The following is a 17,742-nucleotide window of genomic DNA, read 5'->3' as shown; positions in this document are numbered from 1 at the left end:
TCATGACTGCCAAGCGCCTGTCGAGCGCCGATCTTCGCGCGCTGTTCCTGAACTTTTTCCGTGAGCGTGGCCACCAGATCGTGGCATCCAGCTCGTTGGTGCCGGGCAACGACCCGACCCTGCTGTTCACCAACGCCGGCATGGTGCAGTTCAAGGACGTATTTTTAGGCAAGGACAAGCGCAACTACAGTCGCGCGGTCAGCTCGCAGCGCTGCGTGCGCGCGGGCGGCAAGCACAACGATCTCGAGAACGTCGGCTACACGGCCCGGCATCACACCTTCTTCGAGATGCTCGGCAACTTCAGCTTCGGCGATTACTTCAAGAAGGACGCGATCCGCTTTGCGTGGGATTTCGTCATCGGCAAGCAGTATCTCGGCATCGATCCGCAGCTGCTGATGGTCACGGTGTATCACACCGATGACGAGGCCTATGACATCTGGAACAAGGATGTCGGCGTGCCCGCGGATCGCATCGTGCGCATCGGCGACAAGCCGGGCGGCGGCTCCGACAATTTCTGGCAGATGGGCGAGACCGGCCCGTGCGGACCGTGCTCGGAAATCTTTTACGATCACGGCGCGGATATTCCGGGTGGGCCGCCGGGCTCGCCGGACGCCGATGGCGATCGCTGGATCGAGATCTGGAACCTGGTGTTCATGCAGTTCGATCGCTCGGCCGACGGTCAGCTCACGCCGTTGCCGAAGCCTTCGGTCGATACCGGCATGGGTCTCGAGCGCACTGCCGCGGTCATGCAGGGCGTGCACTCGAATTATGAAATCGATCTGTTCGTCAATCTGATCAAGGCCGCGGCCGCCGCGACCCATACCAAAGATCTAACCTCGAACTCACTGCGCGTCATCGCCGATCATATTCGCGCGTGTTCGTTCCTCGTGGCGGATGGCGTGTTCCCGTCGAATGAAGGGCGCGGCTATGTGCTCCGTCGCATCATTCGTCGCGCGATTCGTCACGGTTACAAGCTTGGCCAGACGCAGCCGTTCTTCTACACGCTGGTTGCCGCGCTCGAACAAGAGATGGGCGACGCCTATCCCGAGCTGCGCACTCAGCGAGCGCAGATCGAGCGCGTGTTGAAGCAGGAAGAAGAGCGCTTCGCCGAAACGTTATCTCAGGGCATGGTGTTGCTGGATCAGGCAATCGCCGCGCTCGGAGGCAGTAAAGAAATTCCCGGCGACACCGTGTTCAAGCTGTACGACACGTTCGGCTTCCCCTCGGATCTCACCGCGGACATTGCGCGTGAACGCGGTCTCACGATCGATGAAGCCGGCTTCGAAACGGCGATGGAGAAGCAGCGCAAGCAGAGCCAGGCCGCCAGCAAATTCGGTGTCGATCTGCGTGCCGGCGTTTCGCTGGATGACAAGACTAACTTTAGTGGGTACGAAAACCTGAGCGACGCGGGCACCGTCGTGACATTGCTTCGAGGCAAGGAGCGCGTCGACGTGCTGCGTGCGGGCGAGGAAGGGCAAGTGATTCTCGATCACACGCCGTTCTACGCGGAGAGCGGCGGTCAGGTGGGCGATACCGGCACGTTAACCGGTCCTAGCGTTGAATTTGAAGTTGTCGATACCCAAAAAATCGGCAGCGCGTTCGCGCACGTCGGTCGCGTGAAAGCAGGTGAGTTGCGCGTCGGTGCTCGCATCGAAGCGCGCGTCGATGGCAATCGTCGGCGCGCCACGATGGCGAACCATTCAGCTACGCACCTCTTGCACGCAGCTCTGCGCAAAGTGCTCGGCACGCACGTCACGCAGAAGGGCTCGCTGGTCGCGCCCGATCGTCTGCGCTTCGACTTCGCGCACTTCGCGGCGGTGACGCCGGAAGAGTTGAAGACGATCGAAGAGCTGGTGAACGCGGAGATTCGCGCGAATGCGCCCGCTGAGACCAAGCTGATGGACTACGACGCGGCAGTGGCCTCAGGGGCAATGGCCCTGTTTGGCGAGAAGTACGAGGATCGAGTGCGTGTATTGAGCTTCGGCGGATTTTCCACCGAGCTGTGCGGCGGCACCCATGTAAGCCGTGCAGGCGATATCGGCTTGTTCAAGATTGTCAGCGAAGGCGGCGTGGCCGCGGGCATTCGGCGCATAGAAGCTGTCACCGGACAGGGCGCTTATGAATGGATTTCGCAAACCGATCGCGTGCTTCGCGATGTGGCGACGCTGGTCAAAGCGGGTCGCGACGATGTCGAGGACAAAGTCCGACAGCTGCTGGATCGCAGCCGCAAGCTGGAAAAGGAAGTGGCCGCGCTCAAGTCCAAGCTCGCCAGTGGACAAGGCAACGACCTGTCGAGTGCCGCGGTCGAGATCGGCGGTTTGAAAGTTGTTGCTACGCGAGTCGACGGCGCCGATGCGCCAGCTTTGCGTGATGCCGTGGATCAGCTGAAAAACAAGCTGGGCTCGGCCGCGATTGTGCTCGCGTCGGTGGACGACGCGAACAAAGTCGTGTTGATTGCGGGCGTGACCGCGGATCAGACGGCGAAGGTAAAAGCCGGTGATTTAGTTAACTTCGTTGCGCAACAGGTCGGCGGTCGCGGTGGCGGTCGTGCCGATATGGCGCAAGCGGGCGGCAACGATCCGGCGAAGCTGGACGATGCCCTGGCAGGTGTATCGAATTGGATCGAATCCAAACTATCGGCAAAGTCAGCCTGAAACTGTCAACAGTGAATGCGCGAAGTGCAGCTCCGCACTGAAGCTGGTCTACTGCATTCGCGCGTGTTTTCGCCGCATTATGTAGGTCCGAAACCCAGAAGTAGATTTTTTTGGATACTGGGGAAAATTCGGGTGCACCGAGAATTGAATAGTGCGAACATATTAAAAAATATATTGTCTTTCCTGTGAGGGTAATTTCGATATTCAGGGAAATCCCGATCCCCATTACCCGAGCAGCTGACCTACTCTCGATTTCGAATGAAAGGTGCGTGCGCTGTGGGAGGGCGGTGATTCCACCGCCGGCAAACGCAACTCGATCATTCGGCTGACAGCAAGGAGCGAACCATGTTGATTCTGACAAGGCGCGTCGGTGAGACCGTGATGATAGGTAACGACATCACAGTGACCGTCCTAGGCGTCAAAGGTAACCAAGTTCGTGTGGGCGTGAATGCGCCGAAAGAGGTTGCCGTACATCGTGAGGAGATCTACGAGCGCATCAAGCGCGAGGAACAAGCGGCGGGTGGTGGCGCAGCGAAGCGTCCCATTACCGGCGCGGGCTCCTGAGATCCTTACGCAGTAGCTTGTCCGCGGGGTGACGTGGCCCGCCACTCCCGCGAGGGCCCTTGCGAACGCTGTGGGCGCGTTCTGCTTGCGACCCTTTACCTAGCGGGCCTCGGCCAGTATTCTTGCCGGCCTTCACTGACCTGGGCGGTACGCCCTGGCAGGCGCCGGAGAGTTGGCCGAGTGGTCGAAGGCGCACCCCTGCTAAGGGTGTATGGGTCAAAAGCCCATCGAGGGTTCGAATCCCTCACTCTCCGCCATATACACAGAGAGCCCTCGCAAAAGGGCTTTTGTGTTTTGGCCATCCCCGGAGCTGTAACAATTGGTTACATCTCTCCCGCCTCGAAAAAATTCACCTGGCCGGTAGCCATTGGCCCGGCCGCGATGCTCTTACGCCGCTGAGCCCCTCGTCTGTGGAAGCGGTGTTGGTCCAGGACTCTAAACAGGCCTTCTTGGCGTCGGTCGAACGGCAGCACGGTCGACAGCTGCGCCGTTACCTGGCCGCGCGGCTGCGTAACGCCGCGGCCGATGCGCCAGACCTGATGCAGGAGGTCTTCCTCCGCCTGCTGCGTCTGGAGGACCACGAAAGCATCCGCAATCCTCAGGCCTATCTCTACACCATCGCCAGCCACGTGCTTCAGCAGCACGCTCTGAAGCAGGCGCATGCGCCGCAGCTCGCGGCGACGGCGGAGATGGCGTTCGAGTTCTCGCCGGTGGCGGAAGTCGATCCGGCCACCGAGGTTGCGACGGAGCAGGCCTTCGAGGTCATCGATCGCAGTCTGCAAGCCATCTCGCCCCGCGCGCATCTCACGCTGGTGCTGAGTCGGTGCCACGGCATGCCGCTCCAGGAGATCGCGGGCCGACTCGGAGTCTCGCGGGCCCAAGTGAAAAAATATCTCGCCAAGGCGCTCATTCATGTGCGCGATCACTTGCGCGAGATCGATCAGGAACAGCCATGAGCAGGGATTCGTCGCGCCGGGCGCTGAGCGCCAGCATTCTGGAAGAAGCCTCCTCCTGGGTGATCGAGCTCAGCGAGGGAGAGCTGGATGCTCAGCAACGAGTGCAACTGGATCGCTGGCTGCGCAGTTCGCCGCAGCACGTCCAGGCGTTCCTGGAGATTTCCGCGGCGTGGGAAGAGTCATCGCGGCTCAAAGCACCGCGCGACGCCGAGCTCGACGCGCTCATCGCCCGCGTTACCTCCGAAAGCAATGTAGTCCCGCTCGCAGCGAGCAAGCCCACGACACCTGTCAGACGCGAGCCTCGCTCGCTCGTGCAGAGGCTGGCAATCGCAGCTTCCGTGGTGTTGGCGACCGGCACGCTCACCTGGTGGGCGGTGGCGCGGCCGGATTCCTATTCGACCCGAATCGGCGAGCAACGCTCCATTGCGCTCGCCGATGGCTCGGTCGTGCAGCTCAACTCACAGTCGCAGCTCCGCGTGCGTTTTTCGAAAAACGAGCGCTTAGTGGAGCTGTCGCGAGGCCAGGCGCTCTTTGAGGTCTTCAAAGATGCGTCACGGCCTTTCATCGTGGTCAGCGACGGTGCTCGCGTGAAAGCGGTGGGCACGCAGTTCGACGTCAATCATCACAAGCACGGCATCGTCGTGACGGTAGTGGAAGGACGAGTCGCGGTGACTCAACCGAACGCGACTCAGCCGACGTATCTCGCCGCTGGCGATCGAGTCACATTGGGATCGAACGTCGCGCCCCGCACCGAACGCGCTAACGTTGATAGCGCGGTGGCCTGGACTCATCGACGTCTGATTTTCGACGATACCCCGCTGACCGAGGTCATAGAGGAGTTCAATCGTTACAACGTGCGCCGCTTCGTCATCAACGACGCGTCGCTCGAAGGATTTCATATTCGCGGCACGTTCGATGCGAACAAGCCGGAGCGCCTGGTGACATTTCTCAGTCAGCGCTTCGACCTGTCGGTCGTGGAAACTCAGGAGGAGATCCGCCTCACCTTGAAAAATACTTCGGCGTCGCAGTAGCCACTCGCGGCTGCTCGATGCTCTTAGGCCCGCATGAACCGTTCGCCAATCCTGGACGACGGCACTGGCCAACCCTCGGGGGATGTGAGGTTATTCATGCGTGCAACTGCTCTTGCCGCCGCGCTGTGTATTTCCGCGGTCGGCTTTTCCGCCACTCCGAACGCGCTCGCCGCGATTCGAAAAAATACCAACATCGCTGAACAGGATCTCGGCTCGGCACTGCGGGTCCTCGAGCGGGACCGTAGTATCGAGCTGATCTATCTGTCCGAAGATGTGCGCAAGCTGCGTTCGCCGGGCGCGTCGGGCGATCTCACCTCTGAAGAAGCGCTTCGTCAGCTTCTCGAAGGCACCGGACTCACGTTTCGAGTGTTGGATGAGCGCACGGTCACCATCCTGCCTGTGTCGCTGCCTGCATCGGGCACGGCCGCTGAGCCACAGGCCGCCGAACGCTCCGGATTCTGGCATCGATTTCATCTGGCACGCGCCAACTTTGCGGAAGATCTGACGTCGGGTGGCGGTGAGAAAAATATAACGAGCACCGCACCGGAGCTCGTCGAGCTCGAAACCGTGCAGGTGACTGGCTCGCGCTTGGGCCGCGTGGGCGATGAAGGTGCGCAACCCGTACTCGTCTTCAGTCGCGAGCAGATTCAACGCAGCGGTCAAAGCTCCGTCGCTGAATTCTTGCGCACGTTGCCTGAAGTCTCGGGTGCGTCGATGGTGGAAGCGCCGAACGGATCGTATCCGCACACGGCGACCGTGCAGCTGCGTGGTCTGCCTGCTGGCCGCACCTTGATGCTCGTCAACGGCAGAAGGCTCCCTGTCAGCGCCACCACCGATGGCAGCTTCGCCAATCTCAACGCCATTCCGGAAGCCGCGATCGAGCGCATCGATGTTCTGCCGCAAGGAGCGTCGGCGATTTACGGCAGCGACGCGCTGGCCGGCGTCGTGAACATCATCACGCGCAAAGATGTGGACATGACGACAGTCAGTGCCAAGTCCGGTTTCGCGGATGGCATCAGTGATCGCACATTCTCGGCGGGTTGGGCGCGGAGCTGGGAACGAGGCAGCGCCTTAGTCGTCGGCGAATACTACGACCGCACGGCGTTGTTCAAAGATGAGCGCGACACCACGCGCAATCTAGATTTCACGAGTCGCGGGTGGCGAGATCTGCGATCAACCGTGTGCAATCCCGGTACTGTGTACTCGGCCACCGCCGCCAACTTGCCGGGACTCAACTCCACGACCGCTGCCATTCCTGAAGGCATTACCGGCGCGCCCACGATCAGCGACTTCGCGAGCACTGATGGCACGGTGAATCGTTGCGGCTCGGCGAATCTCAACACCAGTTTGATCTTTCCCGCCGATCGCTACTCGGTGATGGCCACCGGCGATTTCAAAGTGACCGAGAACACGACCGTGTTCGCGGAGCTGCAGTTCAGTCGTCTGCACCACGAGTTCTTTCCCGTGGTGTATCTGAGCCGGGCGCTGGTGCCGGCGTCGAATCCATACAATCCGTTTGGCACGGCCGTGCGGGTGGACTACGAATTCGATAGCGCCCTGCTCGGCAATCCGGCATCGACGGTCGACGAGAAGGTCTCGCGTGCGGTGCTCGGTGCGCACGGCGATATCGCAGGCGATTGGCAGTGGGAGACCAACGTCTGGGGCGCGCGTGACAACTCGTGGACGACGTTCGTGAACGGCAATCCGTCGTTCGTGCCTCCAGAGCTGTCTTCGACCGATCCAGCGACCGCGTTGAATCTGTTTACCAGCGGCGCGCCGGCTTCTCAGGATGTGCTGATGCGCTACATGAGCAGCGGACTGGTGATTCGCTCGCCTCGCAACTCGTGGAATACGACGACGGGCGGAAACGCCGTGCTCCGTGGCAGTGTGTTCACGTTGCCGGCGGGTGATTTGTCGGTTGCGGTCGGCGCCGAGTACGGTCGCGAGCAATATGAAAACATCGGGCTGCGCGGCAACTTCGATGTAAGTCGTAACAACAAAGCCGCGTTCGCCGAGGTGCGAGTGCCGGTGCTGGCGCGTGCGTCGAGTGAAATGCTGACGTTGAGCGCGGCGCTCCGTCGCGATGACTACAGCGACTTTGGCAATGCGACCACGCCACAGTTCGGCATCGAATGGTATCCGTTTGAAAGCCTGCTGATCCGGGCGGCCTACGCTGAGGCGTTTCGCGCTCCGGAGCTCTACACCGTTTACGGGCCGGGATTGTCAGGCCTGATCAGCACGTCGACGCTGACCGATCCTCGTCGTAACAACGAATTCATCAATGGCTACACGTACCAAGCCGGCGGCAACGCGTCGCTGCAGCCGGAGACCGGTCGCTCGGTGTCGGTCGGTCTGGTGTGGAATCCGACGGACTCCGGCTTTCGGACTGCATTGAACTGGTGGAAGGTGTCGATGACCGATCGCATCAGCGCGTTTCCCAGCTTGCAGCTCATCCTCAACAACGAAAGTTTGTTTCCTGAGCGTGTGACGCGTGCGGCACCGGGCAGCGACGGATTGGCAGGTCGTGTTCTCGACGTCGATTACTCGGCGCTCAATCTCGGCGACATCTGGGTCGAAGGCATCGATCTCGATGTGAGCTATCGCGTCGAGACCGCGATGGGAACCTGGTCGCCGAGCCTGCGAGCCACTCGCTACACACGCTATGACGCCTTGTTGAATCCGTCGATCGGCGTGGACGACTATCTCGCCAAGGCCAACACCGACATCTGGGTGCCGAAGTTGCGAGCGACCGCAGGTACCGGTTGGAATCTCGGTGCGTGGTCCGCATCGCTCATGGGGCGTTACGTCGGCAAATATCGGGACTACAACCCGCTCAACAACGGCCAATATCTCCAGATCGGCGGTCGCGTGCTGTGGGATCTCAATACCGCGTGGGATCTGGGGCAGGACTCGAGCTTCCGCGACGGCCTGCTTTCGAAACTGCGCGTGGCGATCGGCGTCGTGAACCTGTTCGACAGCGAGCCGCAGTTCTCCGCATCCACGTCGCCGGGCTACGGCTTCGACGGCGCTCAGGGTGACATTCGCGGCCGCTACATCTACGGCGACATCAGCATCCGCTTCTGAGGACGAGCTCATGAGATCAATCTTCGGTGCATGCGCGGTGCTCGCGCTCGCGTGCTCGATGCAAGCGATGGCGTCGTCGACGCCGTCGCGGGCCGGGCTCACGCTCGACGATGTGTTCAAGAACAGCGTGCTAAGCGAAGCCGCCGTGTCTCCCGATGGCGAGTGGATCGCCGCGACCGTGATCCGCCCCGTCGACGAGAACGGCGTCTACGGTCGATCGTTCTATGAAATGGATGTCACGCGCGCCGATGTGTGGCTCATCTCGCGTCGGACTGGCGAGCGAACAAACATTACCCAGGGAGGTGCGGATGCCAGCGGTTTCTGGTGCGCCAGTTGGTCGCCGGATGGTTCGCGACTCGCGCTGATGTCGACCAAGCCTGAAGGCGGCGAGCCGCGTGGTGGCGACAATGTGCGTCTGTATGTTTGGGAGCGCGAAGGTGGTGGATTCAAACGTTTGACCTCACGCGCCATCGCATCTCAAACCATGGGCGGCTCGGCGATGTATCGCGTCGAACTGCAGGGACAGAAGAAGCGCGACCCCGCACGCTGCAGTAACGAAGAGAACGCGCCATTCATCTGGCTCGACGACACGTCGCTGCTGGCGATCGTGCTGCCCGAAGGCGCGGTTTCTGGGATCATGGACGCGTACACCCGAGCGCTCTCGCACGCCGGAACGACATTGACCGAGTTGCGCGAAGGGAAGGTCGCCACCGTGACGGAGTCCGAGAGTGGTGTCGCTCCGGCGCCATCGCCGACCGCGTCGTTGCAGGTGATCGATGCGAAGAGCGGCACCGCCCGCACCGTCGCTGAAGTGCCGCTGCATCCCTTCGAAAGCGATTTGCAAATCTCGGTCGCGCCGAATGGGAGGTCGATCGCGGTGCTGGCATCGAAAGGCGCGATAGCGCACGAGAACGGCAAGTCGTTCGCGTATCCATATTCCGATTGGCAAATGCGTAAGCAACTCGGCTTCGCGGATGTGCAGGGTCATGTCGCTCGTTGGGTGGAAGACCTGCCGGCAAGCGCGAAGTATCCGATGGATTTGCAATCGTGGTCGCCGGATAGCAGTGTCATCGCCATGCGAGCGCGGTCCGACGCGCAAACGCGGGCGCTGACATTGATGAGCGTGTCGCCGCGCGACTTGTCGATGACGCGCATCAGTCCCGAAGGAACATCGGTTGCCGCCTCTGCTGTCGGCGCAGGCCTGCCCGGCTCCTCGTCGGTACTTTTCGTGGATGATGGTCGGCTGGTGGCGCGTGCGCTCAAGAGCGCGGAGGAGTTGGCACCTTGGGATTGGTATCGCGCCAAGATGCGTGGTCTGCCCATGCCGCGCGCCGACTGGTGGGCGTTCTCTCGCGGTCGTGCGCCGGTGAATCTGACGGCGTCAATGAAAACGCCTCCGGACGCGTTGTTTGCTACGCGCGATAAAGCACGTTACGTCGGCATAGCAGACGATGCGTTGTGGGCGCTCGATCTCCGTTCCGGAAAGGCGACCAAGCTCGCGAGTGAATTACCCGCCGGAGCGAATGTGATCTGGCCGAGTGCGATCGATGCATCGAATCGACCGACGTCCGAAATGATCGTGGCCGGGCGCGCGAATGACGGCGTGCGACCTCTGGTGCATGTGACATTGATCGAGGGCAAGGCGACCGTGCAGCCGCTGAAGCCGCCGACGGACAAGGCGGAGTTCCGCAAGTACGACGCGGAGCATTCGCTGGCGCTGTTCCATGATGTGAATTTCACCGGCACGTTCCTGTGGTCGCTGCATGTGAAGTCCGGGCAGAGCCAGAAGATAATGGCGCTCAATGAGCACTGGGCGAATGTCGATCCTGGCGAGTCGCGGCTCATCGACTATCGCGGCATCGATGGTCAGGAGCTGAAAGGTGCGGTGCTGGTGCCGCCGAACTATCAGCCGGGACGAAAGTATCCGGTGCTCACATGGGTGTACGCAGGCTCGACGGTGCGCGGCTCTGCGGACGACGCTTTTGATTTGAACGCGCCCGGTCAATACAACCTGCGCTTGTACGCTGCGCTGGGTTACGTCGTGCTCGTGCCGAGTATGCCGCTGCGGCCCGATGGCCAGAAGAACGACGACTACATCGATCTGCCGAAAGGCGTGATGCCTGCGCTCGATCGGCTGATCGAGCTGGGCATCGCCGATCCGAACCGGCTGGCGGTGATGGGGCAGAGCTATGGCGGTTACAGCGTGTACTCGCTGGTCACGTACACCAATCGCTTCAAAGCGGCGATTGCCATGGCGGGGTTGACCGATCTGGTCGCCGCCTATGGCGAGTTCGATCGTACGGCGCGCGGTTATCCCGGTATCGAACATCAGAAGTCGGTGAATTGGGGGCTGTCGGAGCAAGGCCAGGTCAGCATGGGCGTGCCGCCGTGGGAGGATCAGTGGCACTACTGGCGCAACTCGCCGATCAATTATGTCGATCGCGTGGAGACGCCGTTACTGATGATTCATGGGGAGCAGGACATCCGAGGTCCGATGACTCAAGCCGAAGCGTTTTTCTTCGGACTGTATCGACAAGGCAAGCGCGCCAAGCTGCTGCGTTATTGGGGTGAAGATCACGGACTCCGGCAGTCGCCCGCCAACATACGCGACATGTACGAACAGATCGTCGCGTGGCTGAAGACAAACCTGCCGGAGCAATAGCTCTACAGTCGCGTTCCGACGAAGCGGCGGACTACGCCGCCATCTTTCACATCAGCGGCGAGAATTCGCTCGCCGCTCACCTCGCCGATCAGTTTCGTCGGCTGCCGGTCCAGCCCCGACACGACGATCTGCACTCGATTGCCATCCAGTCGACCTTCGCGAACCGCCAGCTGCGCACCGTTGGCGGGCGACGCGTCGAGCCGTTGAAAATTTTGCCGAAGCTCGACGTTGAAGCTCGCGGTGCCGCCGACTTCAGTGAACCGCCATTCCCCCGCGACATGCGCCGGCACGATCCATAACAAGGCTCGCGTATTGCCGACGGCGGACCCGATCACTTCGTCCGGTTGCCATTCGCCCATGTCGAAGGTGTTGGACACGACGCGCGTGCCGGGACGCATGTTCAGAATGGTCGGGCGCAGTTTCAGATTGAGGGTCGGCCCGAGATACAGCGTGAGCACGGTCGCGGTGCTGAAGTCGGTCTTGAATATGTCACCTTGTTTGAACTGCACTTTGTCGGTGAGTTGCTCGACCCGCGCGTGACATTGGGCGAGCTCGACCAGCTGTGGGTTGTACTCGATGCCGAGCGCGCTTGCGCCGAACTGTTTGGCCGCCGCGATAGGAATTTTACCGTCGCCCGAGCCGAGATCGATGACTCGATCCTTGTTTGTGACACCGGCCGCGCGCAGCATGGAGGTGACCAGCTCATCGATGGTCGCGACCCACATGACATCTTTGCCGGGCTCGCCGCTACGGGGCGCGAACTGTTGCTCGCATTGAGCATGAGTCTCGGCTCGAACCGCGCTCGGCGTGAGGAAGGGAAGCAGGCACCAGAAGGTGCGACTGGCGTGTAGCCACAGTCGCCAATGAAACATCGTCGCTTACTCGCATCGCTATCGAACAAAGAGGATACCGCCGGATTCTTATATAAGAGCCGTGTGTATTTTGTCGGTAATTATCGTACCCGATAAAGTCGGGCGCACCGCGAGAGGGCTTGCCTATAATCGCGCGCACGTTTTACCAGGACCCCAAAGATTGGGATGACCGAACCATCGCCCACCGATCAAGAGCGCCTCATTGAAGAGTTGCGCGCGGCGATTGCAGCTCGGGATGAGTTCATCGCCATCGCGGCTCATGAGTTGCGCAACCCGATGACACCGATCGTCGGGCAGGTGCAGCTACTCCTGACGCGCGCACGTCGTGAGCTCGCGTCGCCAGCGCTGCTTCAAGGGCTCGAAACACTCGAGGTGGCCGTCGACCACTACGTCCGTCGAGCGACTACGCTGCTCGAGATCACTCGTCTGAATGCCGAGGATGTCCCGCTCGAGCCGATCAACTTCGACTTATGTGATCTGGTCCGCGCCTGTGTGCGCAAGTATGAGCAGCTGGCCACTCGCGCCGGCTCGACATTGCACTGTGACCTGCCCGGGCCCGTCGATGGGACCTGGGACCACTTGGCCACGGAACAGGTCCTGGACAATCTGCTATCCAACGCCATCCGCTACGGCGATGGCCAGCCGGTGCGGATCGAGCTGGAAAGCGCTCCGACCTGGGTCGAAGTCCGGGTGATCGATCGCGGTATCGGGGTGGCTCCCGCCGATCGGGAGCGCATCTTTCAAAGATTCGAGCGTGGCCTGGCGGCGTCCCGCAGCGGCGGCTTCGGTATCGGCTTATGGCTGTCGAGCAAGCTCGTTCAGGCTCAAGGTGGCACCATGACGCTGCAGAGCGAACCCGGTCAGGGCTCGACGTTCACGGTAAGACTGCCACGCGACGTGACGGCTCACGCTAAAATCGCGTAAGAACGCGTTTGGGGAAAAAGGGGACCCGCGGTCACGTGAGCAACAAAGATGTCAGCGAGCCGGGGCTGGATCGCATCGCCACCGGCGTACCCGGGCTCGATGAGATATTGAAGGGCGGCTTCTTCGAAGGCGCCGTTTACATCGTCCGCGGCACGCCCGGCGCCGGCAAGACGATTCTGGCCAATCAGATCTGCTTCCATCACGCTCGTCAGGGCAAGCGAGCACTGTTCGTCACGCTGCTCGCCGAGAATCACGCGCGCATGCTCCAGCACCTGGAGCAGATGAGCTTTTACGACGCTCGCATGATCCCGAAGCAGGTGTATTACATCAGCGCGTTCCGCGTGCTCGAGGAGAACGGGCTGAAGGGCATGATGGATCTGTTGCGCCGGGAGATGCGTGCGCACGACGCCAGCATGCTGATTCTCGACGGGCTGATCGCGGTCGAGGAAACCAGCACCTCGGATCGGGAGTTCCGTAAGTTCATCCATGAGTTGCAGGCACACGCCGCCATCGCGGGCTGTTGCACGCTACTTCTGACGAACGGCCGCAGAGGCGAATACCACCCGGAACACACCATGGTGGATGGCCTGATCACACTTGAAGACATGCCCTACGGCAAGCGCCGTCAGCGCGAGCTGGAGGTGCGCAAATTCCGTGGTTCTGCCAGCTTGCGCGGCCGGCATCCGTTTCAGATCACCGATGACGGTCTGCTCGTGCATCCGCGCCCGGAGTCGCGCTTCCTGCGTAATACCGGCATCGCCAACGCCGGCCGGATTTCCACCGGTGTGACCCAGCTGGACACCATGACGGGCGGCGGGCTGATCGCCGACTCCTCGACCTTGCTGCTCGGTCCTTCGGGCTCGGGCAAGACCCTGCTCGGCACAGCGTTCCTGCAGAGCTCGAGCAAGGCCGAGCCCGGTCTACACTTCGGTTTCTATGAATCGCCGGACCGGCTGGTGGCCAACTCCGGGCTCATCGGCATCGATTTGAAGTCGCGGGTCGCGGCCGGGCATCTCGAAATTCTGTGGCATCCGCCGTTCGAGCGCATCCTCGACAGCCTGGGCAACGAGCTGATCGAAGCGGTCCGCCGTCGCAAAGTGAAGCGGCTGTTCATCGACGGCTGGGGCGGTTTCGCCGGCACGGCCGAGACCAACGAGCGGCTCGGCCCGTTCTTCGCCGCGCTGGCCAATGAGCTGCGCAGCCTGGGCGTCACGACGATCTGCGCGATGGAGACACAGAATCTGATCGGGCCGGAGTTGCTGGTGCCGACCACCGGCATTTCGGCTGTCACCGAGAACATGATCCTGCTGCGATATTCGGAGTATCAGGGGCAATTGCGCCGCCTGATCTCGATCATGAAAGTGCGCGGCGGCGGCTTCGATCCCAAGCTGCGCGAATTCGAGATCGGCTCGCAAGGTCTGCGCTTCGTCGACAGTTTCAAGACCGCCGAGGGCGTGTTGTCCGGCTTCAGCACCGAGCGCCCCGACGCCGTTGCGCCGGCCAACAAGAAAAATGCAGCGAAAGGACGACGCGTCACCGCTCGCCGTCGCGGTAAGGCGTAGGCATGCAAACCGTGCTGGTCGTCGATGATGAGTTCGGCGTCGCCGAGGTGGTGCAGTCCATCCTCGAGGACGAAGGCTATCGGGTCGCCACCGCGATCAACGGTAAGCAGGCCCTGGCGCGCCTGAACGAGGTGACGCCCGATCTCATCATGCTCGACTACATGATGCCCATCATGGACGGCACGCAGACCCTGACCGCGATCCGTAACAACGCGACGTTCGCCAAGCTGCCCATCATCATGATGAGCTCCCTGGAGGAAGTCTCGGTGCGCGAGACTGCTACCGACTACGATCTGTTCCTCCGCAAGCCCTTCCGCGCCATGGCCGTGTTGAAGGCGGTCCAGCAGCTGCTGGAGCATCCTCCCCGCAAGTAATCGACGCCTCGGGCGGTTTTGCGACCGCTGGATGCTTGCGCCCGCCGCTGAAGAGATTATTACGGGTTCGTCAGGACCCTGTTGAAATGTAGAAATTCCATCAGCACAATCGGGCTTGGGCTCCCACGAGGTCCGACATGCCGACCCGCCGAGATTTCTTTGCCACCAGCGCGCTCGGCTTGAGCGCTTTGCCCGCTTTCGGAGCCACCGCCGCCGGTGGCAGCGACGTGTCGCGGCAGCTTGCTAAAACCGATCCGGTCGCAGCGCGTCTCTACGAGACGATCCGCGACATGCCGGTCGACGACACGCACTGTCATCCGATCTCGGATCGGGACAAGGTGATGACGCGCGACAGTTTCATCGAACGGCTCGCGCTCTCGGCATTTCCCGGCCCGAACTATTTTCCAGAGGGCGTCTACGACCAATGGCACGCCGGCGATGAGCGCACGCGCGCCGATCTCGATCGTCGCTACAACGTCGGCAAGAAGCTCGCGTATATCAACAATCACTTCGGCGAATCGGTGTTCACCAAGTTCATGGTCAAGGAGATGGCGTCCTTCCTGGGCTGTGAGCCGCGCTTCGAGGCGGTGATGGAAGCGCGCAACGCCCACCAGAACAACTACTACGCCTATGTGAATTCGCTGTTCCAGGACGTGAAGCTCGACAACGTCATGATCGACACCGGCTACGCCGACGGTCTCGACGCCGCCGGCGTTCGCAAGTTCTCCGAGGCGATCAAGCCGACGCGCACCCGGCTCATCGCGCGCGTCGAGACGATTCAATATGAGTTGCTGAAAAAGAAGCTGCCGTTCCAGGAGATGCGCGACACCTTCGTGAAGCGCGTGCGCGATGCGCTCGACGGCACCGGCAACTTCGGCGATCGCTCGTACGGCATGAAGTCTTATCTATTGCCCGCGATCGGCGTGATCAAGCCGGTGTACGACGCGGCCGCTGCGGCGAAGTCCTACGAAGAGCTGCGGGCTGCGCAGGCCAAGCCTTTCGACGATCGCGAAGTTCAGGCGCGTCAGGGCAAAACGTTCCTCGAATACATGCTGACGCTTGCGCTCGAGGAATGTCTGGAGCGCGACATGCCCATGCAGTTCCATGCCGGCGACGGCGAGGCGCCGAGTGTCATCCTGCGCAATCAGCAGCCGTATTATCTGGAAGAGTTCGTGCGCTTCGATAAAGACGGCCTGATGCGCATGCCCAAGATCATTCCCATCCACGCCGGCTATCCGCTGGTCAGCGAGGCGGCATGGTTGAGTCATCTGTACGCGAATTGTTATTTCGAGCTGTCGCTGATGACGCCGTTCATTCACCAGGGCCTGGTGCGTCGGTATCTCGAGATCATGGAAGCGGTGCCGCTGTCGAAGATTCTGTTCGGCAGCGATGCGTATCACTTGCCGGAGTTGTATTGGCTGGCGGCGCGCTGGGGTAAGCGATTCCTCAGCCAGGCGCTGGCGGTGTATGTGAGCGAGGGCGTGCTCAGCGAAGAGGAAGCGTTGGAGGGCGCACGGATGATTCTCTACAAGAACAACCGTGCGGTTTATAACCTCAAGTAGCGGGGCGGGAGCATGAATTCGACCGTTGAGATTCAGCGTCATAGCCGGCTGGTGCGCGTGACGCACTGGATCAATGCGCTGAGCTTTCTGTTCCTCGTGCCCAGCGGCATCGCGATCTTGTATGCGCATCCCGAGTTCTATTGGGGTGAGACAGGCTACTTCGGCGATCCGGCCGCGCTCACGTTGCCGATGGAGCCGAACTTCGATTACACGGCCTGGGGCCGCGGCATGCATTTCCTGTTTGCGTGGCTGCTGGTTCTAAACGGTCTGGTTTATTTGCTCTCCGGTTTGCTCAACGGTCACTTCTACCGCCAGATGTTGCCGCGCCTCGCGCAGCTGACGCCCGCGCATCTGTGGCAAGAGATCCGCGATCATCTGCGTTTCGTGCGCCCGACCGGCGAGGCGGTGCGCACCTACAATGTGTTGCAGAAGCTTGCGTATCTGCTGGTCATTTTCGTGGCGCTGCCGTTGATGTTGCTCACTGGCTTGACCATGTCGCCGGCGGTCACGGCTGCTTATCCCGAATTGTTTACGTTGTTCGGCGGCAGGCAGTCGGCGCGCTTCATTCATTTCATTTGCGCCAGCGCGCTGGTCGGCTTCCTGGTGATTCATCTGGTGATGATTTTCGTGGTCGGCTTCGTCAATGAGATCCGCTCCATGATTACCGGCAAGTTCCGGATCGAGGAGCCGTCATGAGCAAGATTTCGCGACGTAAGCTGATTGTCGGTGGCGTCTCCGCAGGCGGCCTCTTGCTGGCGGGCACTGCGAGCAAATATTCCAATGAGCTGCATCGGGTCGGTGAGGATCTGTCGCGCGTTACTCATCGTTTCCTTTTGCGGAATAACCCGCTGGCGCGTGAGTTCACGACGCGTGAGATCTCGAAGAACTTTCCCGCCATCGGCACTACGATGCCGGAGAGCGAGATTTATCAGCGGCTGCTGCACGGTCGCTTCGCCGATTGGCGGTTGCCGGTGGGCGGGCTCGTCGATAAGCCGATGTCGTTCTCACTGGCGGATCTGCAGTCATTGCCGGCGCGCACGCAGATTACTGCTCACAGTTGCGAGCGCGGTTGGACCGCGATTGCTCAGTGGACTGGTGTGCAGCTCAGTCGCGTACTCGAGCTGGTGAAGCCGCAGCCCACCGCGCGTTGGGTCGCCATTCATTGCGCCGACGGCTGGTGGGACAGCTACAGCCTGGATCATTTCGAAGCCCTGCATCCGCAGACGTTGTTGGCCTACGGCATGAACGGCAGCGACCTGCCCGTCGCGCACGGCGCTCCGGTCCGGCTGCGAGTCGAGCGCCAGCTCGGCTGGAAGAGCCTGAAGTACGTCGATCGCATCGAGCTGGTCGATCACTACCGCCGCCTCGGCGACGGCAAAGGCAGCTTCGTCGCCGACGAATACGATTTTCAGTGGTACGGCGGGGTCTGAGGCGCCTGAACCGGCTATCGCCAGGGCGCTTCGCGGACTCTCGCGCGCCTTGCTTCGGGCCAAGTAT

At 61.3% G+C, this 17,742-nt stretch carries 13 protein-coding genes and 1 tRNA gene; 13 read left to right on the top strand and 1 reads right to left on the bottom strand.

Annotation, left to right across the window (positions count from 1 at the left end; genetic code table 11):
* Positions 1–17 precede the first annotated feature (17 nt).
* The 7 genes from alaS (at position 18) to ACFPN2_RS10140 (ending at position 10,951) form a co-directional block, all read left to right on the top strand.
* Entirely contained in the window at positions 18–2,654 is a 2,637-nt protein-coding gene (gene alaS, locus ACFPN2_RS10170; RefSeq protein ID WP_380600092.1) for an alanine--tRNA ligase, read from the top strand.
* A 345-nt stretch (positions 2,655–2,999) separates the two neighbouring features.
* On the top strand, positions 3,000–3,218 hold the full coding sequence (gene csrA / locus ACFPN2_RS10165) for a carbon storage regulator CsrA (protein WP_116808221.1): 219 nt from the start codon (positions 3,000–3,002) through the stop codon (positions 3,216–3,218).
* A 166-nt stretch (positions 3,219–3,384) separates the two neighbouring features.
* Positions 3,385–3,475 (top strand) — tRNA-Ser (locus ACFPN2_RS10160).
* Positions 3,476–3,667: 192 nt separating this feature from the next.
* Complete coding sequence (locus tag ACFPN2_RS10155; RefSeq protein ID WP_380596497.1) at positions 3,668–4,174, top strand: RNA polymerase sigma factor; 507 nt, start codon at positions 3,668–3,670, stop codon at positions 4,172–4,174.
* A complete protein-coding gene (locus ACFPN2_RS10150; protein WP_380596496.1) occupies positions 4,171–5,205 on the top strand; it encodes a FecR family protein in 1,035 nt (344 codons plus the stop codon). The genes ACFPN2_RS10155 and ACFPN2_RS10150 overlap by 4 nt, the downstream gene beginning before the upstream one ends.
* A 96-nt stretch (positions 5,206–5,301) precedes the next feature.
* A complete protein-coding gene (locus tag ACFPN2_RS10145) occupies positions 5,302–8,289 on the top strand; it encodes a TonB-dependent receptor domain-containing protein (protein WP_380596495.1) in 2,988 nt (995 codons plus the stop codon).
* Between the two features lie 10 nt (positions 8,290–8,299).
* A complete protein-coding gene (locus tag ACFPN2_RS10140) occupies positions 8,300–10,951 on the top strand; it encodes a S9 family peptidase (protein ID WP_380596494.1) in 2,652 nt (883 codons plus the stop codon).
* 2 nt (positions 10,952–10,953) lie between these two features.
* On the opposite strand, the gene ACFPN2_RS10135 is transcribed toward ACFPN2_RS10140, so the two are convergent.
* Positions 10,954–11,823, bottom strand: coding sequence for a methyltransferase domain-containing protein (locus ACFPN2_RS10135; protein WP_380596493.1), 870 nt, complete (start codon positions 11,821–11,823; stop codon positions 10,954–10,956).
* 165 nt (positions 11,824–11,988) lie between these two features.
* On the opposite strand from ACFPN2_RS10135, the gene ACFPN2_RS10130 reads away from it, so the two are divergent.
* The 6 genes from ACFPN2_RS10130 to ACFPN2_RS10105 all read left to right on the top strand — a co-directional run bounded on the left by ACFPN2_RS10130 (position 11,989) and on the right by ACFPN2_RS10105 (position 17,675).
* A complete protein-coding gene (locus tag ACFPN2_RS10130) occupies positions 11,989–12,747 on the top strand; it encodes a sensor histidine kinase (RefSeq protein ID WP_380596492.1) in 759 nt (252 codons plus the stop codon).
* A gap of 35 nt (positions 12,748–12,782) precedes the next feature.
* Positions 12,783–14,309 (top strand): RAD55 family ATPase, encoded by a 1,527-nt coding sequence (locus tag ACFPN2_RS10125; protein ID WP_380596491.1) that lies wholly within the window; start codon positions 12,783–12,785, stop codon positions 14,307–14,309.
* Positions 14,310–14,311: 2 nt separating this feature from the next.
* Entirely contained in the window at positions 14,312–14,683 is a 372-nt protein-coding gene (locus ACFPN2_RS10120) for a response regulator (RefSeq protein WP_380596490.1), read from the top strand.
* A 137-nt stretch (positions 14,684–14,820) separates the two neighbouring features.
* Positions 14,821–16,245 carry an amidohydrolase family protein gene (locus tag ACFPN2_RS10115; RefSeq protein WP_380596489.1) on the top strand — a complete coding sequence of 475 codons (1,425 nt, stop codon included), beginning with the start codon at positions 14,821–14,823 and terminating at the stop codon, positions 16,243–16,245.
* 12 nt (positions 16,246–16,257) lie between these two features.
* Complete coding sequence (locus ACFPN2_RS10110; RefSeq protein WP_380596488.1) at positions 16,258–16,941, top strand: cytochrome b/b6 domain-containing protein; 684 nt, start codon at positions 16,258–16,260, stop codon at positions 16,939–16,941.
* Entirely contained in the window at positions 16,938–17,675 is a 738-nt protein-coding gene (locus tag ACFPN2_RS10105) for a molybdopterin-dependent oxidoreductase (protein WP_380596487.1), read from the top strand. The genes ACFPN2_RS10110 and ACFPN2_RS10105 overlap by 4 nt, the downstream gene beginning before the upstream one ends.
* The last annotated feature ends 67 nt before the right edge of the window (positions 17,676–17,742 follow it).

It is taken from the genome of Steroidobacter flavus, from assembly GCF_042651805.1.
GTDB classification, from domain to species: Bacteria; Pseudomonadota; Gammaproteobacteria; order Steroidobacterales; family Steroidobacteraceae; genus Steroidobacter; species Steroidobacter flavus.
The sequence above is the reverse complement of the archived record's forward strand: the minus strand, read 5'-3'. Positions and strand labels throughout refer to the sequence as shown.

Excerpts from the sequence above, each read along its gene's own strand:
- csrA (WP_116808221.1), top strand. The coding sequence starts at position 3,000 with ATGTTGATTCTGACAAGGCGCGTCGGTGAGACCGTGATGATAGGTAAC.
- ACFPN2_RS10150 (WP_380596496.1), top strand. The coding sequence starts at position 4,171 with ATGAGCAGGGATTCGTCGCGCCGGGCGCTGAGCGCCAGCATTCTGGAA.
- ACFPN2_RS10145 (WP_380596495.1), top strand. The coding sequence starts at position 5,302 with ATGCGTGCAACTGCTCTTGCCGCCGCGCTGTGTATTTCCGCGGTCGGC.
- ACFPN2_RS10140 (WP_380596494.1), top strand. The coding sequence starts at position 8,300 with ATGAGATCAATCTTCGGTGCATGCGCGGTGCTCGCGCTCGCGTGCTCG.
- ACFPN2_RS10135 (WP_380596493.1), bottom strand. The coding sequence starts at position 11,823 with ATGTTTCATTGGCGACTGTGGCTACACGCCAGTCGCACCTTCTGGTGC.
- ACFPN2_RS10130 (WP_380596492.1), top strand. The coding sequence starts at position 11,989 with ATGACCGAACCATCGCCCACCGATCAAGAGCGCCTCATTGAAGAGTTG.
- ACFPN2_RS10120 (WP_380596490.1), top strand. The coding sequence starts at position 14,312 with ATGCAAACCGTGCTGGTCGTCGATGATGAGTTCGGCGTCGCCGAGGTG.
- ACFPN2_RS10115 (WP_380596489.1), top strand. The coding sequence starts at position 14,821 with ATGCCGACCCGCCGAGATTTCTTTGCCACCAGCGCGCTCGGCTTGAGC.
- ACFPN2_RS10110 (WP_380596488.1), top strand. The coding sequence starts at position 16,258 with ATGAATTCGACCGTTGAGATTCAGCGTCATAGCCGGCTGGTGCGCGTG.
- ACFPN2_RS10105 (WP_380596487.1), top strand. The coding sequence starts at position 16,938 with ATGAGCAAGATTTCGCGACGTAAGCTGATTGTCGGTGGCGTCTCCGCA.